At 71.4% G+C, this 22775-nt stretch carries 15 protein-coding genes; 5 read left to right on the forward strand and 10 right to left on the reverse strand.

What is annotated here, in order from left to right; genetic code table 11:
* Nucleotides 1-25 precede the first annotated feature (25 nt).
* Entirely contained in the window at nt 26-1852 is a 1827-nt protein-coding gene (locus tag FOF48_RS25225; protein WP_143905400.1) for a glycosyl hydrolase family 18 protein, read from the reverse strand.
* Nucleotides 1853-2077: 225 nt separating this feature from the next.
* On the opposite strand from FOF48_RS25225, the gene FOF48_RS25230 reads away from it, so the two are divergent.
* Together FOF48_RS25230 and FOF48_RS25235 are read left to right on the forward strand one after the other, a co-directional pair.
* A complete protein-coding gene (locus FOF48_RS25230; RefSeq protein ID WP_143905402.1) occupies nt 2078-2977 on the forward strand; it encodes a bestrophin family protein in 900 nt (299 codons plus the stop codon).
* Nucleotides 2978-3171: 194 nt separating this feature from the next.
* The gene (locus FOF48_RS25235; RefSeq protein ID WP_143905404.1) at nt 3172-4347 is read left to right on the forward strand and encodes a hypothetical protein; all 1176 of its coding nucleotides are present in this window, start codon (nt 3172-3174) and stop codon (nt 4345-4347) included.
* A gap of 102 nt (nt 4348-4449) precedes the next feature.
* On the opposite strand, the gene FOF48_RS25240 is transcribed toward FOF48_RS25235, so the two are convergent.
* From FOF48_RS25240 to FOF48_RS25260, 5 genes are all read right to left on the reverse strand, one after another.
* On the reverse strand, nt 4450-4875 hold the full coding sequence (locus FOF48_RS25240; RefSeq protein WP_143905406.1) for an arsenate reductase ArsC: 426 nt from the start codon (nt 4873-4875) through the stop codon (nt 4450-4452).
* Complete coding sequence (gene arsB / locus FOF48_RS25245) at nt 4872-5921, reverse strand: ACR3 family arsenite efflux transporter (RefSeq protein WP_143905408.1); 1050 nt, start codon at nt 5919-5921, stop codon at nt 4872-4874. The genes FOF48_RS25240 and arsB overlap by 4 nt, the downstream gene beginning before the upstream one ends.
* Before the next feature lie 31 nt (nt 5922-5952).
* A complete protein-coding gene (locus FOF48_RS25250; RefSeq protein ID WP_143905410.1) occupies nt 5953-6315 on the reverse strand; it encodes a helix-turn-helix transcriptional regulator in 363 nt (120 codons plus the stop codon).
* Nucleotides 6316-6396: 81 nt separating this feature from the next.
* Nucleotides 6397-7095: an urease accessory protein gene (locus FOF48_RS25255; RefSeq protein WP_161666050.1), complete on the reverse strand. Its 699-nt coding sequence runs from the start codon at nt 7093-7095 to the stop codon at nt 6397-6399.
* Nucleotides 7096-7268: 173 nt separating this feature from the next.
* Entirely contained in the window at nt 7269-7697 is a 429-nt protein-coding gene (locus FOF48_RS25260) for a FixH family protein (protein WP_143905414.1), read from the reverse strand.
* 142 nt (nt 7698-7839) lie between these two features.
* Between FOF48_RS25260 and FOF48_RS25265 the strand changes: the two genes are divergently transcribed.
* The 3 genes from FOF48_RS25265 (at nt 7840) to FOF48_RS25275 (ending at nt 12945) form a co-directional block, all read left to right on the forward strand.
* Nucleotides 7840-8550, forward strand: coding sequence for a hypothetical protein (locus tag FOF48_RS25265; RefSeq protein WP_143905416.1), 711 nt, complete (start codon nt 7840-7842; stop codon nt 8548-8550).
* Nucleotides 8551-8578: 28 nt separating this feature from the next.
* The gene (locus FOF48_RS25270) at nt 8579-9271 is read left to right on the forward strand and encodes an SCO family protein (protein WP_143905418.1); all 693 of its coding nucleotides are present in this window, start codon (nt 8579-8581) and stop codon (nt 9269-9271) included.
* A gap of 107 nt (nt 9272-9378) precedes the next feature.
* Nucleotides 9379-12945, forward strand: coding sequence for a serine/threonine-protein kinase (locus FOF48_RS25275; RefSeq protein ID WP_143905420.1), 3567 nt, complete (start codon nt 9379-9381; stop codon nt 12943-12945).
* Between the two features lie 145 nt (nt 12946-13090).
* Here FOF48_RS25275 and FOF48_RS25280 read toward each other — a convergent pair whose 3' ends face one another.
* The 4 genes from FOF48_RS25280 to FOF48_RS25295 all read right to left on the reverse strand — a co-directional run bounded on the left by FOF48_RS25280 (nt 13091) and on the right by FOF48_RS25295 (nt 22768).
* Complete coding sequence (locus FOF48_RS25280; RefSeq protein ID WP_143905422.1) at nt 13091-13585, reverse strand: hypothetical protein; 495 nt, start codon at nt 13583-13585, stop codon at nt 13091-13093.
* A 26-nt stretch (nt 13586-13611) separates the two neighbouring features.
* Complete coding sequence (locus tag FOF48_RS25285; protein WP_143905423.1) at nt 13612-15225, reverse strand: sigma 54-interacting transcriptional regulator; 1614 nt, start codon at nt 15223-15225, stop codon at nt 13612-13614.
* A gap of 84 nt (nt 15226-15309) precedes the next feature.
* A complete protein-coding gene (locus tag FOF48_RS25290; protein WP_143905425.1) occupies nt 15310-15780 on the reverse strand; it encodes a hypothetical protein in 471 nt (156 codons plus the stop codon).
* Between the two features lie 19 nt (nt 15781-15799).
* Nucleotides 15800-22768, reverse strand: a complete 6969-nt coding sequence (locus tag FOF48_RS25295) for an FG-GAP-like repeat-containing protein (RefSeq protein WP_143905427.1) — start codon at nt 22766-22768, stop codon at nt 15800-15802.
* Nucleotides 22769-22775 lie beyond the last annotated feature (7 nt).

Raw genomic sequence — 22775 nt, forward strand, 5'->3', positions numbered from 1 at the left:
CCCGTGGACAGCGACGGCCGCGTCCCTACCGGTAGGTGTCCAGGTAGGCGCGGTGGCTGTTGGAGAACTCGAAGTTCGTGAACTGATCCCAGTTAATGGACCAGGTCATCAGCCCCTTGAAGCCCGGGTAGCCGCCGGCCTTGCGCAGCACGTAGGCGCCGCCGAAGGACTGGCCCTTCATCAGGTAGTCCAGCGCCTTCTGCACGTTGGCGGGCGTCGTGTAGCCGCCGCCCGCGGCCTGCGGCGAGGACGGCAGGCCGATGACGACCTGCTCCGGCTGGAGCGCCGGGAAGACCGCGCTCGCGTTGCCGCCCACGGGGAAGCCCTGGAGCAGCATCTCCGCCATGGCCACGTGGAAGTCCGGCGTGGCCTGCGCGTAGGCGCGGCCGTCCAGCGCCGTCACGGTGCCGGTGTTGTAGTGCTGCACGTGCAGGTACGTCAGCCGGTCGCGCAGCGCGTGGATGACGGGGAGGTAGGCGCCCCACGGGCCGCCGTAGGCCGCGAAGCCGCCCTGCACGTAGGCGGTCTCCGGGGCCATGGTGAGCAGGAAGCCCGCGCCGTTGTCGTTGAGCAACTGCCGGGTGCCCGCGATGAGGTTCTGGATGCGCGGCGTGGTGGGGTTGCGGAAGTCGGTGTCCCCGCCGTTGAGCGCCAGCGAGCTGCCCTCCAGGTCCAGGTCCAGGCCGTCAAAGCCATACGTGTTGACGAGCCCCTGCATGCTGGTGACGAAGGCCTGCCTCGCCGCCGCGTCGTCCAGGTGGATGGTGCCATTCGCGCCGCCCAGGGAGATGAGCACCTTGCGGCCCTGCGCCTTGAGCGTGGCGATGTCTGCCTTGAACTCCGCCACGGTGGCGTTGTACGGCGTGAAGCCCATGGTGCCCGACGGCGCGCCCGCCACCGGCTCCGCGAAGGCGACCTGGATGACATTGAACTTGGAGGAGATGTCGCGCAGCCGGATGTTGGTGGAGCCGTTGTCGAAGTTGTGCCAGTAGCCGACCAGCACCTTGCTGCCCGAGGGGGTGGAGTTGCCCGTCGTCACGGCGAGGCTGTTGCTGGCGGCGGAGCGGTTGCCCGCGGCGTCACGCGCCTTCGCGGTGAAGGTGTACGTCGTGTTCGCGGAGAGCCCCGTCACGGTGGCGCTGGTCGTGGTGGAGGTGACCGCCGCCGTGGTGGCGCCATTGACGAAGATTTCGTAGCCGGTGACGCCCACGTTGTCCGTGGACGCGTTGAAGGCCAGGGAGACGCTGGAGGCCGTCACGCCGGTGGAGCGCAGGGAGCCAGGCGCGGTGGGGGCCTGGGTGTCGGGCGCCGGGCGCGGGGGCGTGGTGGTGCTGAACGCCGCGCTCGCCGCGGAGCGGTTGCCCGCGGCATCGCGCGCCTTCACGGTGAAGGTGTACGTCGTGTCGGCGGACAAGCCAGACACGGTGGCGCTGAGCGTGGTGGAGGTGACGGCCGCCGTGGTGGCGCCATTGACGAAGACCTCGTAGCCGGTGACGCCCACGTTGTCGGTGGACGCGCTCCACGTCAGCGACACGCTGTCATACGTCTTGGAGGGGGACGCGAGGCCGGTGGGCGCGGTGGGGGCCTGGGTGTCCGCGGGCGGGTTGCCGGTGCGCTCCAGCCACAGCGCGAGCACATTGGGAGGCTCCCAGCCCACCAGCGAGGTGTGGGACTGCCGGCAGTCGTAGCCCTTGCCGCCATACGACGCGATGTCGCCCACGACATACGCGACGCCTGGGGCCCAGGCGCCCCGGTCCGCCGCGACGGCCAGGGCGGGGAGCAACAACAGGAGCGCGGCGGTGGCCATCCGCGCGGAGCGGGCCGCGCGTGAAGAGAGACGAGGGGGATGCATGGGGTGAAGCCTCCCGGGAAGGGGTGCGAGGCGGGCCGACGCAGCGAGCGCCCACCGCGCACCGGGTGCGGGAGACAGGGAGGACCGGAACCAGGAAAACGGGTCAAACGTCCTGGACGAATCCCTGTTCCCCACCTGCGAGGTGGGCGGCGTCCGGCCTCCCAGGAGCCCCACCGGTCCACTCGATTGCCCAAGGAGATGGAGGGGAAGTGCTAGAGGGGCGGCATGATCGTCCGTCCGCGGCTGCACTGGCTCCGCATGCTGTTCGTCTGGCGCGGCTCGGTGGTGTCCCGCATCCTGATGCGGCTGCTGTTCTTCCTCGGGCTGGCTTGTGGCGTGGTGGCGCTGCGGCCCCTGCCCTTCCACCTGGAAGCCGGCCCCCTGGGAATGCTGGGCGTGGCGCTGGCCATCTTCCTGGGGTTCCGCAACAGCACGGCGTACGACCGCTTCTGGGAGGGCCGCAAGCTGTGGGGGTCGCTGATCATCGTCACGCGCTCCTTTGCCCGACAGGCGTTCACCCTGCCCGTGCCCGCGCTCACCCCGGAGGAGCGTCGCGGCGTCTGCGACCGGCTCCGCGCGCTCGCGGTGACGCTGAACCACCAGCTCCGGGAGACCCGGGTCGACGTGGCCACACTGCCCCCGGGCGTGCGCGAGCAGGTGGTCCGCGCGGAGCACCGGCCAGCCCGGGTGTTGCTGGAGCTGGGCGCATGGCTGTCCGAGCAGCGCCGCCAGGGCCGATTGAGCGACATCCTGGTGGCCTCGCTCGATGAAAACCTGCACCGGATGGCGGAGGTGCTGGGCGGCTGCGAGCGCATCGCCACGACGCCGATTCCCTACGCGTACAGCGTCATGCTGCACCGGACGGTCTACATCTACAGCCTGATGCTGCCCTTCGCGTTGGCCGGCAGCCTGGGCTGGGCCACGCCGCTCGTCTCCACCTTCACTTCCTATACGTTCATCGCGCTCGACATGGTGACGTCGGAGCTGGAGGACCCGTTCGGGACCGAGCCCAACGACTTGCCGCTCGACGCGCTGACGCGCACCATCGAGCGCGCGGTGCTGGAGCTGGCGGGCGAGCCGCTTCCCCCGCCGCTGAAGCCCGACGACCGGTTCGTGCTGTCGTGACACCCGCCGGCCCGCTCCCGGTGGGTCGGTGGCCGGGACGCGGACCCAGGTCCGCCCTCCGGTCCGGCGGCCAGCGGGAGACAGGAAGCGAGTGCAAGGCGCACGTGCGCCTTGCGGCGCGGCGATGGGTGCACTAGCCATCCAGGAACAGAGGCCGACGGCGCCGACCGTTCGGGCCTTTCGAGGATGACTTCATGGCCCAGCGCCGTCCGACCCGACCCTCCGCCTCCCCTGCTCCGTCCAAGTCCCGCGGCGCCGCCAGCAAGGCCGCCACGAAGCCAGGGAAACAGCCCGCCCGAGGCAAGGCCCCCGCCACGGTGAAGAAGCCCGTGGCCGCCAGGCCGAAGTCGCCGGCAAGGGCGCTGAAGACCGCGCCCTCGAAGAAGGTGGCGGTGTCGAAGGGCAAGCCCGCGAAGACCCCTGTCGCGAAGAAGGTCGCGGCGAAGGCGGCTCCCTCGAAGGCAAAGCCCGCCGCGCGAGTTTCGAAGGCGCCCCCGCAGCCCTCGAAGGCATCCGCCGCGAAGGCTTCCACGCGGGCCCCGAAGTCCGCGCAGGGCCCGGAGGCTCCTGAGTCGAAGACGGGTCCCGGTGACAGCGCTTTGAAGCACGGGACGAAGACGCCGAAGGGCGCCTCCAAGCGGAAGAGCGCATCCGAAGTGACCACGCCTCATGAGCCCGCGACCGAGCGGCTGTCGTCGAACAGCGCGGAAGCAGCGGCGGCCGTGTCTCACGTGGAAGTGACCTCGCCCACGAGCACCATCGAGGGAACCCCTCCCGCGGCGGAGGCGGCTCCCGCGGAAGCGACCGAGGCCCCTGCGCGCAAGCTGTCAGGTCGCGCCGCGAAGAAGAAGACCGCGCCGGAGGTCTCCGCATCCGAGGCCGCCGAGAGCATGACTGCTCCGTCCGCTCCCGCTGAGTCCGAAGCGCCGTCCCCTGCCGCCGCGAGCAGCGAGACTCCCTCCACCCCCGCGAAGGCGAAGCGTGCCGGCAAGGGCGCGGCGCGAACCCCCTCCGAAGAGCCCCGTGAGGCAGAGGCCCCTGCTTCACCTGGACCGGCGAAGCCCGCGCGCACCGCCGATCCCCAGTACCTCATCCTCACCGGAGGCTCGCCCTTCCTGCGCGCCATCGGCTCCGTGCGCCGCGCGGACGGCGAGCCCCTGCCGGGCTTCGTCAACCTCACCGTGACCAAGATGTCCGCGCTCATGCTGCCCACCGAGCCGGGCGCGTATGAGTTCCGCTTCCAGGCCAGCAACGGGACCGGCGACTTCAAGCTCGCCCAGCGCAGCGAGACCGGGGCCCCTCGCAACGTGCGCGACTTCGAGATGGCCTCGTCGGGTGGCTTCCAGCTCTACCGCTTCACCATCTCCTGAGCCGGTGGGTCCGCGAGGCGCCCCGGAGGCGTACGCGGTCGACGATGGGCGCCCGACAAGCCGATGCCCATCGTGGAGCGGCTTCCTGGGCGCGGCGTCACCTCACGGCTCGTGAAGCCCCTCCCGCGACCGCGCCCACCCCTCTTGAGACAGCAGCTGCTCCACGCGAGTCCGCACCTCCTCGCGGATCTCGCGCACGCGCTCCACCGGCTTGCCCTTGGGGTCCTCCAGGGGCCAGTCGCCCCGCTTCAGCCCAGGCACGAAGGGGCACGCATCACCGCACCCCATGGTGATGAGCCACTGGGCTCCCTGGGCGAGTTCATCCGTGAGGTGCTGCGGCCTCGCCCCAGAGAGGTCGATGCCCACTTCGGCCATGACGGCCTGGACCTCGGGATGGACACAGGCGCCCGGCTGCGTGCCAGCGGACACGGCTCGCGCCCGCGCTGGGTCGGCCAGGGCGTTGAAGAACGCCGCCGCCATCTGGGAGCGGCCGGCGTTGTGCACACACGCGAAGATGACCTTCTTCATCGGGGCCTCAGCCACAGCGAGAGGTAGACGAGCGAGATGAGGGCGGGCACCTCGATGAGCGGGCCCACCACACCGGCCAGCGCTTCTCCAGAGGACATGCCGAAGACCCCCACGGCGACGGCGATGGCCAGCTCGAAGTTGTTGCCTGCCGCCGTGAAGGAGAGCGACGCGGTCTCCTCGTAGCTGAAGCCCAGCTTTCGCGAGAGGAAGAAGGCACCGGCGAACATGACGACGAAGTAGATCAGCAGCGGGATGCTGATCCGCACCACGTCCAGCGGCAGGCGCGTCAGCTTCTCCCCCTGCATCGCGAACATGAGCACGATGGTGTAGAGCAGGCCCAGCAACGCCGTGGGGCCCAGTCGGGGCAAGAAGCGCTGCTCGTACCAGGCCTCCCCCTTGAGGCGGGTCAGGCCCACGCGTGTCAGCGCGCCCGCCACCAACGGCACGCCCAGGAAGATGAGCACGCTCTTGGCGATGCTCCACATGGACACGTCGAACGCCGCGACATCCGCTCCAAGCCAGCCCGGAATGAGGGTGAGGAAGAGCCAGCCGAGCACCGAATAGAAGAGGATCTGGAAGACGGAGTTGAGCGCCACGAGCACGGCGGCGACCTCGTTGCTGCCGCAGGCCAGCATGTTCCAGATGAGGACCATGGCGATGCAGCGAGCAAGCCCGATGAGCACCAGGCCATTGCGGTAGTGCGGCAGGTCCGGCAGGAAGAGCCACGCCAGCGCGAACATCAGCAGGGGCCCCACCACCCAGTTGAGGAACAGGGACGTGGTGAAGAGCTTCCCTCGCGCGCGCAGACCCCCCAGCTCGCCGTAACGGACCTTCGCGAGCACCGGATACATCATCCACAGGAGGCCCAGCGCGATGGGCAGCGAAACGGTGTCCAGCTTCACCGTGTCCAGTCGACTGCCCAGGTCAGGAAAGAGGCGCCCCAGGCCAATGCCCAGGCCCATGGCGGCGAAGATCCACACCGGCAGGAAACGGTCGATGAGGGAGAGCTTCTTGACGATGCCTTCGGAGGCGATCAGCGAGGACATGGGTGGGAGCAACCCGGGAAACAGGGAGGCGCTACTTGCAGGCGTCAGGGCCGCAGGACTTCAGGACACGCGCCACTTCGCGCTGGAGCGCCGCGCGCGTAGCAAAGGCCGAGACGAGGGCCTGCACCTGGGAAGCGCACAGTGCGTCCGACTGCGGCGCCAACCGGTAGTAGACCCAACTGCCCTCGCGACGCGCCTCGACGAGCCCGGCGGCCTTGAGGACGGAGAGGTGCCGGGAGGTGTTGGACTGAGGAAGGGAGAGCGCGCTCTCCAGATGGCAGACGCACAACTCCGAGTGCGAGAGCAGGGCGACGATGCGCAGGCGCGTCTCGTCGCCAAGGGCCTTGAGGACGCGGGTCAGCGGACCCACATCAAGAGAAGGGCTGGCTGGCATGACGACATGAACATATTCGCATGTCGAAATGTTGGCAACAGGCGAGGGGCACGCCTGCCGGACAGGCGAGCCCCACCGCGCTCAGGACAGAGGGAAGGTGCTGCTCGCCGCGTCCCAGCCCCACCAGAGTCCGATGACGACCGACAGCGCCCCAGCGGCTCCCAGCAGGGCCACCCGCGTCGGCGTGCGCTGGGCCATGCGGCGCAGGGACAGGCCAGCCAGCCCCGTCAGGGCCGCCATTCCCAGGACGGACCCCAGGCCGAACGTAGCGATGTAGAGGAGCTGCGCGTTCAGGGACGGCAGCTCCGCCATCACGAGCGCTGTCAGCGCGCCACTGCCAGCCAGGCCGTGCACGAGGCCCACGACCAGGGGGCGCAGCGCCACGGGCCACCGCGACACGTGGACGTGGTCAGCGGAACCGGCGTGGGTATGCACCTGGGCACCGTGCTGGTGCAGGGTCCTGGGTCCCTGGGAGCCTTCTCGAAAGGCGACGCTCAGCGCGCGGACTCCCAGCCCGACGACCATCACGGCCACGGCCAGCTCCAACGCACTGCCAACGCGCTCTGGCATCTGAGTGCGCAGCGCGGCGAGCACGCCCCCCACGACGAACAGCGCCAGGCTGTGTCCCAAGCCCCAGGCCGCGCCCAACCACAGGCTTTCCCGAACAGGTCGGCTGCGCTCCATGGACAAGGTGGAGACCGCCGCCAGATGGTCGGGCTCCAGCGCATGGCGCATCCCCAACACGACTCCCACCAGACCTGCTCCCAGCAGTGCAAGCATCGCTGCCTCCAGCACGACGCGGCCATGGGGCTCCATCAGGGCGGGCCGTGCGCACCTTCTGGAGACGCCCTACGGTCCCTCGTGAACGGACCGCCATCGGAAGCGTCAGGTGGCTGGAGCCTCTTGCGTAGCGGCAAGCCCCCGGCGCGTCAACGCGGCGTTTCGACACGCGTCTACCTTCCCAGCTTGAGGGTGACCGCCGCCGTGTCCTCCACCGCTCCCTTCAGGGTGAAGCGCAGCTCCCAGACGCCGGGCATGAAGAGGTCCAACTCCGTCACGTCAAAGGTCCCAGGCTCGCGAGCGATGACGCGAGGGACTTCCTCGATCCCATGGCCCATGGAAGGCATCCAGGGCTGGACGGCCAGCACGACGTCGGGCACCGGCTTTCCCGACGCGGCGTCGGTGACCTGAACCCGCAACACCTGGACACCTCTTCGGAGGGGCACGGCCGCGGAGCGGACCTCCACGCGCAGGCGCCCCGAAGCACTGACCGCCGACCCCACGGCGGTCTCCGCGCGCACCACTCCCGCATCGCTCCCGGCATCCGGCACGGCCAGGGGTGCCGCGCCCAGCAAATGCAACCACATCACCAGCGCCTTCATGGCTTCCTCTCCTGGAGGCCCTTCGGCCCCGCCTCCCCTGTAGCGGAAGTGTCCGGGCACGGAGCGCGACACGTTGTCGCGGGAGCGCTGCGACAAGGTGTCGCATCGCATGGGGCCACCGGATGCGACAGGGTGCGCCGCCATGCCCTCCCCCTCCCCACGCTCCGAGCCGCATGCCGGGCGGTCGTGGCTGCTCGCGCTGCTGGGAGTGATGGGATTGACCCTGTTCGCGCTGGCATGCGCGGCGCTCGTGATGGTGCTGGACTTCGCCTGGTCGGGAACGGGCCACGACGACACCGTGGGCGAGGTGCTCGTACCGCCGCCCGTGTATGGCCCGCTGCCCTCCTTCACGCTTCGCGACGACCGGGGACGCGCCCTGGAGACCGGCCAGATCCAGGGCCAGCTCACGCTGCTCCAGTTCGCGTCGGAGCCGGATGCGCGCACCCTCCAATCCCTGCGAAGCATCCAGCAGCAACTGGACGCCGAAGGCGTGTCTGTTCAGGTCGTCATCGCGATGTCTCGCCTCCTGCCCTCGGACGAACCCGGCCCCCTGCCACCGGGCTGGCGACGGGTCTGGGATGGCGCCCGGTTGGAGGCGACAGCGCGCGGGCTGGGCATCCTCGCCCCAACGGATGCTCCGACGACTCCCGCTCCTTCCTCGAGCCCCCTGCTGCTGGTGGATCAACGAGGACAGGTGCGCGGAGCCTACGACCTGCTGCGGGCCCCTCGGACCTCCGAACGGCTCGTGGAGGACGCGCACTGTCTGAACACCTGCGGTCCCTTTTCCGTGCTCACCCACACGCTGAAAGAAACGCCACCGCTCGGGCGAGCGCCGCCTTCGGACAGGCCCTGAACCCCGAGCCCTCACCCACAAGGTTCCAATGAAGTCTTCGTCCATTTCCTTCACGGTGGCGCGCAGGCGGCTGCCCTGGTTCGCGCTCGCGGGCGGCCTGCTGGCCTTCGCGCTGCTGTTCGCCGCGTGGCCCCGGCTCCAGCAAGAACGTGCGCGCATCGCCGCCGAGAAGCTCCCGGTGTATGGACCGCTCCCGCGCTTCGCGCTGACCGACCAGACGGGACGGCCCTTCTCCGACGCCCAGATGCGGGGACACCTCTACGTCGCGGATTTCTTCTTCACCCGCTGCCCTACCGTGTGCCCGCTGTTGACGGAGAAGATGCTGCGGGTACAGCGGACGGCCAGGGAGCGGGGCCTGGCCCTGCACTTCGCTTCGTTCAGCGTGGATCCCCGCCACGACACGCCCGAGCGACTGACCGCGTATGCGCGTGACCATCACCTCGACACGTCCAACTGGACGCTGTTGACGGGCCCACTGGATGAGGTGGAGACGACCGTGCTGAAGGGCTTCCGGGTGATGATGGGTCGCGACGCCGACGCGAGGGACGACGACTTCTTCAGCGTCTTCCATGGAGAGCACTTCGTCCTCGTGGACGCCCAGGGACAGCTTCGCGGGTACTACAAGGTCACCGAAGGCGGACAAGGCCTGGAAAACCTGCTCCGGGACATAGAGCTGCTGGCGCTGGCGGAGGGTCCCATCGGCGCATCCCCCCGCCCGTGAACGTACCCAACCGGGGGCCAACCTCCCGGGTTGGATCTCCGTCTCCAGGCGGGAAGGACGTCACCGCTCCATGTCCACGAAGGAACCGGGTGCTAGCGTCGCGCCGCATGAAGGACTCGCTCGCCCGGCCCCCTCCGTATGAGGAGGAGCTGCGCATCGCGGTGGCCGAGGGACTCGTCTCGGAGGCGGACGCGCCCGCGTTGGAGGAAGAAGCCCGGCGCGTGGGCAAGGGCCCCCTCGCGCTGCTCCACGCGCACGGACGCATCTCCGACGCCACGCTCGCGGCCCTGATGCCACGCGCCGGCGCGGCCCTGGAGGCGTCGACGATGGCGCCGCTCACGCCCGCCGCCTCCCCGTCCCAGGCGGCGCCTCCCTTCCCGCTTCCACGGTGGGACCGCTACCAGGGCCTGCGCTTCCTGGGCCAGGGCGGAATGGGTCAGGTGTTCCTCGCGTATGATCCGCGCCTGCGCCGCGACGTCGCCCTCAAGTTCATGAAGGGCGACGATCCGGACGTCTTGCGGCGGCTGCTCGCCGAGGCCCGCGCCCAGGCCCGCGTGCACCACGAGCGCGTGTGCCCCGTGCATGAGATGGGTGAGGCCCAGGGCCGCGCCTTCATCGCGATGCGATACATCCCCGGGCGGACGCTGGGACAGCTCGCGGAAACACTCACCGTGGCACAGCAAGTCCGGCTGGTCCGCGAGGCCGCCCTGGGCGTCCACGCCGCGCACCTCGCGGGCCTCATCCACCGCGACCTCAAGCCCGGCAACATCCTGGTGGAGCGCACAGCGGACGGGCGCCTCCATCCCTACGTGATGGACTTCGGGCTCGCGCACGACTGGACCGCGCGCGGCGCCACCGCCACCGGCTCCGTGCTGGGCACGCCCCCCTACATGTCCCCGGAGCAGGCCCGGGGCGAGGTGGGCCAGCTGGACCGGCGCACGGATGTCTACAGCCTGGGCGCCACGCTCTACCACCTGCTCACGGGCCAGCCCCCCATCCCCGGCGCCAACGGCCTGGAGGTCCTCAGCCGCATCGCCACCGTGGAGCCCGTGCCTCCGCGCACGCTGCGCCCGGACGTGCCCGCGGACCTGGAAGCCATCGTCCTCAAGTGTCTGGAGAAGGACCGCGCCGCCCGCTACGACTCCGCGCTGGCGCTGGCGGAGGACCTGGACCGCTTCCTCGAGGACCGGCCCGTGCTCGCGCGGCCCGTGAGCCTGGGCTCCCGGCTGCGCAAGAAGGCCCGGCGGAACCGCGTCGCGGTGAGCGTGGCGGCCGTCGCGCTCGTCGCCGTGCTCGGCGCGCTCGTCCAGGTGCAGCTCACCCGCCGGCAGGCCGCACACCGCGAGCTCCTCTCCCGCCGCTTCACGGAGGCCGTGGAGCGCGTGGAGGCGCAGGTCCGCTACACCAGCATGGCCCGCCTGCACGACGTGCGCGCGGAGCGGGCCGAGCTGCGACACCGCCTGGAAGCGCTCGCCGGGGACGTCGCTCTCGGGGGCGAGGAGGCTCGGGGCCCGGGACTGTACGCGCTGGGCCGGGGCACGCTGGCCCTGGGAGACCCGGCGAAGGCCCGCGAGCAGTTGGAGGCGGCGTGGGAGGCGGGCTTCCACGAGCCGCGCCTCGCCTGGTCCCTGGCGCTCGCGCTGGGGCAGCTCTACCGCGACGCGCTCCTGGACGTGGAGAACGTCCAGGACCCCGAACGGCGGAAGTCGCGCCTCGCGGCAACCCAACGGGAGTACCGCGACCCGGCCCTCCTGTGGCTGCGCCGGAGCGAGGGCGCCGAGGTGCCGTCGCCGGACTACGTCGCCGCGCTGCTCGCCTTCCACGAGGACCGCTGGGACGACGCGCTGGCGCGGCTGGATGCCGCGGAGCCCCTGCCGCCCTGGTTCTTCGAAGCGCCCCTGCTGCGCGGCGACATCCTCCAGGCGCGCGCCCACCAGCGATGGAACCAGGGCGACCGCGACGGCGCCCGGGCGGACCTGGACGCCGGACGGCGGGTGCTCGCCTCCGCCGCCGCCACGGGGGAGAGCCTTCCCGAGGTCCAGCTCGCGCTCGCCCGGCTCGAGTACCGCGCCCTGGTGATGGCGCTGTACAGCCAGGGAGATGTGGAGCCGGCCGCCACCCACGGGCTGGAGGCGGTCGCGCGCGCGCTCGCGGCCGACGCGGACAGCGCGGAGGCCCACACCTGGGAGGCCCGCTTCCACAACCGGCGGGCCGAGGACTCCCTGCGCCGGGGCGCGGATCCAGAGGACTCACTCCAGCGGGCCATCGCCGCCGCCCGCCAGGTGCTGGCCACGCGGCCGAGCGATTCGCGGGCTCGCAAGGAGCTGGCGCAGAGCCTGCTGCGCGAGGCCCGGGCGAAGCAGGGCCGGGGCATGCCGCCAGACGCACCGCTCCAGGGTGCCCTGGAGGCGCTCGACGGTATTGATCCGCGCAAGCGGGACCATGAAGTCCCCGCCACGCGCGGCCTCATCTTCCGCGTCTGGGCGGACGCCGACACACAGCGGGGCGCGTCACCCTCGGAGCATCAGGCCCTGGCCATCGCGGCCTACCGTCAGGCGCTCCAACTGGACGCCGCGCTGCCGGATGTGTGGATCAACCTGGGCCAGCTCTACCTGACGCGGGCCTCGGATCCCCGCGCGGCGACGCCGGACGCGGACCTGGACGAGGCGCGGCGCGCGCTGGAGCAGGCGCGGCGCCTCAACCCGACGAACTTCGTGGCGTGGTTCCTGGGCGGCACGCTGCACACCGAGCTGGCCTCCCGCTCGCGGACCCGCGGTGGCGACCCGCGCCCGGACCTGGAGACCGCCGCCACGCTCTTCGAGCGCGGCATCACCATCAACGCGCGCGTGGCCCCGCTGCACAACGGGCTGGGCATCGTCCGGGCGGAGCAGGCCCGCGAGGCCTGGGACCGCGGCGAAGACCCCTTCCCCTTCCTGGACGCGGCCCAGGCCGCCTACGCGAAGGCCGTGGAGGCCGCGCCCCGCCAGGGCTGGGGCCAGAACAACACGGGAGATGTGCACTTCGCCCGCGCGGAGTGGCGCGACGCCCTGGGAGAAGCGCCGGACGCGGAGGTGCGCGCCGCGCAGGCGTCCTACGAGGAGGCCGTGGCGCTGCTGCCCGGACAGGCCACGCCGTGGGCCAACCTCGCGCGCCTGCACCTCCTCCAGGCCACGCGGGCGCTGGCGCGGGGACGTCCCGCGGCGGAGGCCCTGAGCCGGGCGGGAGCGGCGCTCGACGAGGCCTTGCGCCGGAACCCGGAGGAGCCCCTGGCGTGGCGACTCCAGGCGGAGCTGGCCAGCGCGCGGGCCCGCGCCCTGCCCACGGTCCAGGCCGACGCGGCCTTCACGCGGGCCTCGAGCCGCTTCGACGCCGCCATGGAACGGGAGCCCCGGAGCCTGGAGACGCGCCTGGCCTTCGCGCGCATGTGCCTTGCGTGGGCCCAGGCCCGGAAGGCCGCCGGACAGGACGCGGCGCCCGTGCTCGCGCGCGGCCTGGAGGCCGTGGACGCGCTGCTCGCGCTCCACGCCGACTGGGCAGAGGCGCGGTGGCTGCGCGCCAGCTTGCGTCTCACGCGCGAGCCCGACCTGCCCGAGGCACTCCAGGAGCGCGCCGCCGCCATCGCCGCCAACCCGCATCTCGCGGGCCGTGGACCTCCGTCAAAGCCTGCTCCGTAGCGGTCGAGCCGGAACGGCCCTGCATCCGCCAGCGCACCCGAGGGCAACGCGCACTCAGGGCCAAGCAAGCCGGCGGGGTTCAGCGGCGCATGCGAAGGGCGCCGGGGCACCCGCCCTGCCCATCACGGGCAGGGCGGAGAGGCCGTCACTTCTCGCGGGGATAGTTGCCCGTCGTGTAGACGTCCAGGCTGCCGGTCTTCGACTCAATGGTACCACCCGGGGGGCAGCGCTCGGTGTCGACGCACAGCACGTGGGGGCCCGGCTGGGCGCCGACCTCTCCCTTCCATGTGTCACCCTCATTCTGGAGGATGAACAGGCCCGACGTGTCGTTGGTGAAGAGCGTCTCCGGGTCGGTCCACTGCACCTTGACGGGGCCTCTGTCGCATTGAGACTGGAAGATGACGGTGGCCTGCTGGAAGGCGCAGGAGTTCACCGAGCCGGTCTTCAATCCCTCACAGCCCACCTGGATGGTCAGGTTCTCCCGGGCGATGCTGTTGTTGGTCGGACAGACATTGACGCCACCGTTGGCCTCCTCCGGCGCTGGCGTCCCCGCCGTCTTGCAACCTCCCACCGCGAGCAGTCCCGCCACCCACCACCACCCGCGAGCTCCGACGCCGTCCCTGCGCTTGTGCTTCGTCACGACCGTTCCTCCTCCGTCTGGATGATTCAGTCCTCGCGCACGTCCAGGCCCAGTTCCTTGAGTCGCCGCGCGAGCGCCCGCCGAGACACCTCCAGCGTGCGCACCATCGCGTCCAGCCTGCCACCCGTGGCGGCATGCACACGCGCGATCTCCTCCGCGCCCAGCGACCCGGCGGTCCGGATGCCCGGGCTGCGCTCGATGAGATGGTAGATGGACGTGCGGTGGATGCCCAACCGATCCGCCGCCGCCTGGAAGTCCCAGTCCCCTTCGCGCAGCGCCGCCAGCAGCTCCGCCTCCGGAATGTCCGCCGGCCGCCGCCGCCCCACCGGCTCACCCGTCACCGGTGCCGAAGCGGGTGCATCCGGCGCGGGCACGGGCGCGCCCGCGGGCCGCCCCATCGGGGTGCCCGGACTCGCGGACAGCTCCGCGTCCAGCTGCGGATCCGGCCGCAGCCGGGACTGTCCCCGGCTGCCGATGACCAGCTGGCGAACCACGTTGCGCAGCTGCCGCACGTTGCCCGGCCAGCCATGGCGCAGGAGGCGGACCGCGAGCGCCGGAGGCAGCCACGGCTCCGTGGACGGCGGCGGCCAGGGCTCGCCCATCGCCTCCAGCTCCTCCCGCGCGAAGTGGTGCAACAGGACGCCCAGGTCCTCACGCCGTTCACGCAGCGGAGGCACGCGCAGCGAGAAGCCCGCGAGCCGGTGCAGCAGCGGCGCCTTGAAGCGCCCCTCCTGGATCTGCTGCTCCAGGAGCGCGTCCGTCGCGGCGACCAGCCGCACGTCCACCGCCAGGGGCACGCGCTCACCCACGCGGTAGATCTCCCCCGTCTCCAGCACGCGCAGCAGCATCACCTGCACCTCGGGCGGAGCCTCCCCCACCTCGTCGAGGAACAGCGTGCCGCCATGGGCCGCCTGGAAGAAGCCGTCCTGGTCCCGCACGGAGCCGGTGAAGGAACCCCGGCGCGCGCCGAAGAGCTCCGCCGCGGCCAGCTCCCGGGGAATGGCGCCCAGGTTCACGCTCACGAACGGCCGGGCCCGCCGGGGGCCGCACTGGTGGAGCGCGCGGGCGATGAGCTCCTTGCCGGAGCCCGTCTCGCCGCGCACGAGCACCGGAACGTTCAGGTCCGCCACCCGGGAGATCTGCGCGCGCACGCGCTGGAGGCCCACGCTGGCGCCCACCATGCCCAGCGGCTCGCCTCCATCCTCCGGGGGTGAAGCCCCGTGCAGCAGGAGCACCACCCGCCCCGCCACTTCCAGCGGCACGCCCGCGGCGACCTCATCGGCGGAGAACAGCCAGGGGCCGGACAGCACCAGCTCTCCGACGCGCACCCGGCTGCCGTCGCCCGGCTCCACCCGCACGCCGCCCTCCGGCAGGGCCTGGAAGCGCACCGCCTTGCGGCTCACGAACGGATCCTCCAGGGGACGCCCCCCGGACAGGCCCGGACGCTGGAAGAGGGGCTCCGCGCGAGAGAGGGCCAGCGCCCCACCAGGCGCGGCGGGCAACAGCACCCGCTCGCCCACGCGGTCCACCTGGGGATGCACTGCGAGCGTCAGCGCCGGCACGAGCGCGGCGGCGGGCACGCTCCCTTCACGCTCCGGCGCATCAGCCGTGGAGATGTCGACAAAGGGGGGCGGACGCATGACGGGCTCGGACGGTCCGCAGTCTACACCCACCCCCCATGCACCAGACGGTCCTGCCCCTGGGGGCAGGACCGTCCGGGTTCTTCAAGGATTCAATGACGGCCCGTCGAAAGCCGCGTCCCGGGCGAAGGATGCCAGGGTGAGCACGGTGCGTCCGACGATGGCACGCACCGGCCCTGGCAGCTCCTCCAGCAGCAGGGGCACCTCCGGCAGGATGACCCGCCGGTACACCCACCCCCGCCCCCGCGGCTCCAGGTCATAGGCATACAGCCCCCGCTCCCCCATGGCCCGGAAGTCGCGCAGGTAGCGCTCCCGCATGTCCTGCGTGGCGAACACCTCCCGCGCCTCCAGTCCAGGGGCCACCCGGGGTTCGCCCCCGAGCGCGGGAGCGGTCCGGAAGTAGCGCTGGACCTGGCGCAGGTCCTCCCAGGAGACCGCGATGCTCGCCGGGAGGGGCCGGCCCAGGGACGTGAAGTGCGCGAGCCGCCCTTCGCCGTCCACCGCGAACCAGTCCAGGTCCCATGCCTGCTGTGCGTCCTCTGGGATGCGCGTCATCGCAAGGGACCTCGTGGCCTCACTGGCCGCTGTCGAACGTCGCGTTCCGCGGGAATGCGTCCCGGCCGAACAACCGCTCGCAGTTCTCGCAGACCGGCATGTTCCTGCCAGTCCTTGGCCGGAAGGGGTTGGTGAAGCGGATGTCCTCCCACTCGGCGCCCTGCTGCAGCAGCGCGTTGGCCGCCCGCTGTTCCGCGCACGCCCCCAGGAAGTTGTTGCACACCCCGCGTTGTCCCACCCTGCCCCGTCCGAACTGTCCCTCGATCTCCGCGCGCATGCGGGGGTGCATGTTCGCCCCCCGGGGAACGGAGCCGCTGCCCTCCACCGAGATCAGATTCGACCCCGCTCGCGAGTCGTACGCGGCCACGCCCGAAGCGCGCCACTGTTCGTGGTAGTCGTCCCAGAAGACGCTGGCCTCGGTCGTGTCCTGCCATGCCTCGGTCGCGGCGGCGTTCGCCTCGCCCAGCGTGCAGTTGTGGACCCAGGCCTCCAGCCGGCCCACGAAGTACGTGCGCAGCTCGCGGACCTGCAGGTCGTGCACGGGCCGGGGCTCGGCCAGCGCCCGCACGCTCACGACGCGCAGCCAGGTCCCCTTCGCCGAGTACACCGCGTCGTCCGGCCCCAGCCGGCCCACCTCCGTCCAGCCCCGGTCCCGGGCCCAGAACGGGTGGGCGGGCGTGGAGACGATCCGCTCGGAGGCGCCCTCCTCCTCCGACTGGAGCACCACCTCCACCACCGGCACGGCGTCCTTCTCACGCGTCGCCACGAGCGCGCGCAGCGCCATGAACCCGGTGGCGTCGTCCTGGCTGAGCACCGCCACGCCCGCCTGGAGCGTCTCGATGGCGCGCGGCCCGTCCGCCGTGGCCACCCACGTCCCCGCGACGAAGCTGTTGGGGCATGGCGCGCGGTCCGACGTGAGCGAGTCGGCGGCGGACGTGCCCTGCGTGTCCGCCGTCTCCTCCACGCCCGTGCGCAGCACGGTGCCCTCGGCTTCTCCCGCGGCCCGCTGCGATGCCGCGGTGGCCTCGCGCGCGCCCGCGGCCTCCAGCTGCGACGCCTCGCTCTCCGCCAGGCCCACGCCGGACTCCGCGGTCTCACCGAAGCCGCCGGTGAGCATGCCCAGCACCGCGCCCACGCCCTGCTGGATGCCGTACTGCTTCCAGCTGAAGGACTTGCCGCTGGTGGCGCTGTACATGATCCCGTTGATGCCCGCGCCAATGAAGGCCCCGCCCACGGACTCCAGCGCGCCGTCGCTCACGACGTCGATGACGACGCCCACGGCGACCTCCAGCGTGCCCAGCGTCGCGCCCAGCACGCTGTCCCAGACGCTGTGGCCCGTCGGGTCCGTGTACGTGACGGGGTTGTTGATGGCGAAGGCGAAGCGGTTGAGCGAATCGCGCCCGGAGATGCGGCTCGCGGTGCGCGAGTCGGGCGTGAGGAAGCGCCCCAGCGCCGGGTCGTAGTAGCGCGCCCCGAAGTAGAGCAGCCCGGTGGGCTCGTCCGCCTCGCGGCCCTGGAACTTGGGCCGGAAGTCGTCCGGGCCCGTCGTCTTCGGGCGGAAGACGCCGCCGTACGGCAGGTACGCCACCTGCGACGCCTTCTTCCCCGAGGCATCCGTGGTGAGCGCGGTGCTGCCCAGGTGGTCCGCGTGGAAGTACAGCGTCCCCGGCTGGGGATAGCCCGCGCCGGGCGCACCCGACACCGTGCCGGACACCGCCACCGTCACGGCGGCCACCATGCCGTCCGGGCCCATCACCGCGCGCGTGGCCTCCACCGCGCCGCCGGGCAGCTTCGTGACGGTGTACGCCGGATCCGGGTACAGGCTCGTCACGCCGCCGCCGTCCACCTTGCGCAGCCGGTTGCCGTTGGGGCCGTACTGGAGCGAGGAGAGGACGGGGACGCCGCCCTGGGTCACCTGCGTGAGGCGGTTGCGCGCGTCGTAGGTGAAGGCCCAGGTGGAGCCCTGCGCCTGCTTGGACACCACGTTGCCGCTGGCGTCGTAGCCCAGCGAGAACACGGTGGCCGCGCCCTGCGTGCCCTTCAGCGCGCGGTGCGCCTGGTACGTGTACGCGACGCCGTTGTTGTTCGTGAGGTTGCCGGACGCGTCGTAGGCGAACGTCCGCGCGCCATACAGCCCCTGCGCGGAGGCCTGGGACAGCCGGTCGTTCGCGTAGGTGAACAGCTGGCTGAAGTCCACGCCGCCGGCCTTCACGGCGTCGGTGATGCCGGTGACACGCGCCAGGTGGTCCCACTGGATCCCCTGCGCCACCAGCGTCTGCTGGGCGGAGTCCTGGACCTGCTGCGTGTTCAGCTCCCCCTGCGGCGCGTAGGTGTACGAGGCGCGGGCGCCATTGCCATACACCACCTGCTGGGGATTCCCCTGGGCGTTGAAGCCGCTGTAGCTCGCGAACGTCGTCGTGCCGGACGCAAGGGTGGTGAGGTTGCCCTGCGCGTAGGTGCGCTGGAGCACCGTCCCATCCGGATACGTCAGGGTGCGCACGCGCGCGAGCGGGTCATACGCGCGCACGGTGGTGTACGCGGACGGCTCGCCCTGGAGCAGGACGCGGCTCTGGGTGCGGTTGCCGTAGGGGTCGTAGGCGAAGGTGGACTGGAACACCTGCGCGCCGCCCTGCTGGCCGGTCACCTGCGTGAGCTGTCCTCCGCCGAAGGCCGCCGCCGGGTCGTCATAGCCATAGGTGTAGACGGTGCCGTCGGAGCCCGTGGAGGTGAGGATCCGGCCCAGGCCGTCATAGGTGAAGCGCGTCGTCTGCCCCCGCGCGTCCGTCACCTGGGACAGGTAGCCCGTCCTCGCGTCGTAGGCGTACGTGCTGGCCTTCGCGCCCGCGGACGCGCCGGTGTTCTGGTCCGGGTTGTCCGCGGTGAGGCGGCGGTTGAGCGAGTCATACGTCACGGTGTTGGTGACGCCCGACGGGTTGGAGCCCGTCATCGCGTCCGTCACCGACGTCAGCCGCCCCAGCGCGTCGTAGGCGAGCGCCGTGGTGGCATTGCCCTCCTGGGGGACGACGATCTGGAGGGGCTTTCGCTGGCCGCGGTAGTACGCGTACTTGAAGACCTTCTGGGTCTGGTACGGCTCTCCCACCGCGGAGGTGAGCGTGGCGGTGTCCACGCCCGTGTACGCCACCTGGGTGACGGAGGTCTCCGTGCCCTGCGAGCCCGCGGGCCGCGTGTGGCGCGTGAGCCGGCCGTAGACGTCGAAGGCGTTCGTGCTCCACAGCGTGGGCCCGCCCGTGCCCGGCGTGCAGGAGGGCCCGTCGCCCGGGAAGGACTGGAGGACGGACTCCTGGAGGACGCGGTTGTCGCCGTCATACACGCGGCACGACACCCCGTTGCCGTCGGAGGCCGCGCCCTGCGCCACCTCCTTGAAGCTGCGGCCCAGCCCGTCCAGGTGGACGTGGGTCCAGCGCCAGTCCGGCGTGCCGCCGCTCGCGGTCCAGCCCTGGAGCGTGTTCTCCGTGACGAAGACCCCCAGGGCGTCGGTGCTCCACGCCTGGGTCTTGAGCGTGGCGACGGCCGCGGCGCGGAAGGTGGGCGCCGCCAGGCCCGTCACCCCGGGGCTGACGCAGTTCGTGTCCGTGGCCATGCCGCTGGAGGGCACGGGCCCCTGCGTGGCGCGCTCCCGGCCAAAGGCATCCAGGCAGGTGAGCTGGGAAGCGCCCGCGGTCGTCAGGATGGCCACCTGCGTGCCGTGGGCCGCGTCGTAGCCGTAGCGCTCGCTCAGCGCGGTGCCGGCCGCGTTGGCCGGGAACGTCTTCGTGTCCGGGTACGTGTGGAAGGCGGACTCATACGTCGTCGTGATGACGCCGCCCCCGGGCAGCATCTGCCGGGTCCGGTTGCCGAAGCCGTCATACCCATACGCCGTCGTGAGGAAGGCGCCCTGCGTGCTGTCCCAGGTGCCCAGGGACGCCAGGCTCCACCGGCCATCCGTCGTGTACGCCAGGTGTTGCAGCGAGAAGTCCGTGCTCGCGTTGAACGCCGTGAAGCTCGAGCACGCGCTCGTGCGGGAGACCTTGGTGTCGGTGAGGTAGCCCAGGCGCCAGCGCGCCGCGTCGTTCGAGTACTGGCTGCACGTGTAGACGTTGTCGCTGGGGGACGCGTCCACGCCCTTCGCGTTCGTGATGCCCAGGTCGCTCTCCAGCACGGTGTTGCCGTACGCGTCGTACTGGTACTGCGTGACGTGGGAGTCGCCATAGATGCCATAGGCATACGCGTCCGTCTGGACGCGCGTCTTCTGCACCAGCGTGACGCTCTGGCTCGTGGCCGTGGCGCCCTTCGCCGTGCTGACGGCGGAGTAGTCCGTCCGGCTGGAGGACAGCAGCGTGTCCGTCTTGCCCTTGGGGCACAGCGGATCCTTGGACACCGTGGCGTCGCACCGCGTCTGGAGGACGGACGGCGTGCCGGTGTACGGGAAGGCCTGGTTGTACGTGGTGACCAGCACCTGGCCGTCCTGCGCGTCATGCTTCGTCACCTGCTGGAAGCCGAGCCAGCCGCGCCCCTGCCGGTCGATGAGGGCCCGCGCGTACTGGTACGTGTCCGTGTACGCGTACGCGGCGCCGCCGGGCAGCGCGTTGTGCATCACCGTCTTCGCCACCAGCTGCATCACGCCGCCGCCCACCACCTGGAAGGGCATCTGCGCGGGGGCGCTCTGGAAGACGTAGGCCAGCGCGTCGGAGCTGGGATAGGTGGGGGCCGCCGTGCCCGCGTTCGCCGTGTAGACGGACGGGTCGGACATGGGGACGTAGGTGATGTCCACCTGCCCGCCCAGGCCGTCCACCACGCTGCTCACCAGGTCCGGCGTGGGGCCCTGGGCGATGAAGTTCGTGAAGGAGAGGCCCGAGCCGTTCGGCCAGCCCTGCACCAGGTCCACGAGCCCGTCGCCGTCCACGTCCATGGGGTACGTGGTGGCCACGTTCGCGGCGCTCAGCGCCGTCTGGGTGTCCGTGCCTGAGTCAAAGCCCGCGCCGGTGTTGCGGTAGACGAGCAGGTCCAGCGTCCCGCCGTTGTTCCACGCCTGCACCAGGTCCGTGCGGCCGTCGCCATTCACATCCATGGGCCAGAACGCGGAGAGGTCCGTGGCGGAGCGGCCGGTGTTGGTGGAGCCACCGTCCACGAAGTGCCCGTCCCCGGTGGAGACGAAGGCCTGGAGGTTCAGCGTCCCCTGCGACACCCAGCCCTGCACCAGGTCCATCACCCCGTCCGCGTTCACGTCCACGGGCCACACCGCGAGCGCCCCGGCACGGCCGCTCCCGAAGGACGAATCCACGCCGCTCCCGAACGTCTGGCCATTGGAGAGATACGCGGTGAGCTGGGTGGCGCCCGACGCGGACTGCCACGCCTGCACCAGGTCCACCTGCCCGTCCGCGTTCACGTCCATGGGCCACCACCGCGCCCCCGCCTGCCCGCCCAGCGTCGTGCTCGGCCCCGCGGTGAAGCCCTGGCCGTTGCTCAGGAGCGTCTGGAAGCCCATCTGCCCGGACGCGGCCGACGCCAGCACCAGGTCCGTGCGGCCATCGCCATTCACGTCCATGGGGTACGCCTGGGCGTAGCTGCTGCTCGTGCCCGGGGCGCTGGCGTTGGTGGCGGTGAAGCCACAGGACGTCGCGTTGGACAGGTACGTCGTCACCTGGAGCGCGCCGCCCTGGCTCCACAGCTGCACCAGGTCCACGCGACCGTCGCCGTTGACGTCCATGGGCAGCAGCCGCTGCTGGCTTCCCGCCGCGATGGACGTGGGGGTCGCGCACGCGGTGAAGCCCGTGCCCGTGGACAGGTACACGTACGCCTTCATCGACTGGCCATTGGACAGGTAGAGCAGGTCCGCCTTCCCGTCGCCGTTGACGTCCCCGGGCAGCAGCGCCGTGAAGCCCTGGGGCACCTGGAGCTTCGGATCGCTCGGCGTGAAGGCCACGGCGGAGGCCCCCTGGAACTGGAAGGACGTCGCGGGCAGACAGGGCGCCGACGCGCCGGTGCCCGCGCACACGCGGGCGCTCGTCACGCGGCTGCGGCCGGTGGACGGGCCGGTGCCGTAGGTGAGCCGGTAGTCCTTCACCGCGGTGTCATTCACATACGTCGTGACGTTGGACAGGAGCGCGCGCGTGAGGATGGGCGAGCCGCCCACGTAGCGGCTCGACACGTCGCCGCGCGCCACGTACGAGAAGCGCACGGAGCGGTTCGCGGCCACCGCGGGGACCACCGTCGCGTTGGCCGTGTAGTCGATGCGCACCGGGTAGAACTGGCCGTCCGCGGCGCTCGTGCTGGAGATGGGCGCCTGCGAATAGCTGACGTTCAGCGTGTTGCCGTTCAGGTCCTTCACCTGGGTGAGCGCCCAGACGCGCGCTTCGGCACGGCCCACGGCGAGGACGCGGCTGTCGGTGCTCGCGCCGTAGGTCCACTGCTGCCCCTGCGCGGTGGTGACGGTGAAGGAGCAGGGGCCGGAGCCGCACTGCTGCTGCGACGCCTGCACCTGACGCCACGTCTCCAGCTCCGTGCGGTAGACGGAGGCCGGGGCCCCGTAGGCGCCGGTGACGTTGATGAGGCGCTGGCCGTCCAGACAGAAGCGGTCCTGCGCGTCGTAGCCGATGCTGCCGCGCACGCCGTCCACGGCGAAGGTCTGCTTGCAGCGGGAGATGGCGGACAGCCCCTGGAGCTGCCACCCCATCCCCACGGTGCCGTCGCCGGACATGCTGCCGTAGACGAGCGACAGGCTCGGATCCAACCCCTGGATGCCGGACGGCACGTCGATGGCGACGGAGTACTGCGCGTCACCGTTGGCGCCCGGCGTGAACCGGCCCGGGAGCATGCCCACCGGCGCGGCGGCGCCGTCCATTGGGAGCGCGACGGCACTCAGGGTTTGGGGCTCCACGCGCTTGGGAGCCACGGAGGTACATCTCAGGGAGACGAGGACCAGCAGCGCGAGCATCAGCGCGCCCAGTCGTCCCGGGGAGGCGAGGTTCGGTGGGGTGTCTTTGGACATGGAGGCT

The organism is Corallococcus sp. Z5C101001, from assembly GCF_007352635.1.
Taxonomy (GTDB): Bacteria; Myxococcota; Myxococcia; order Myxococcales; family Myxococcaceae; genus Corallococcus; species Corallococcus silvisoli.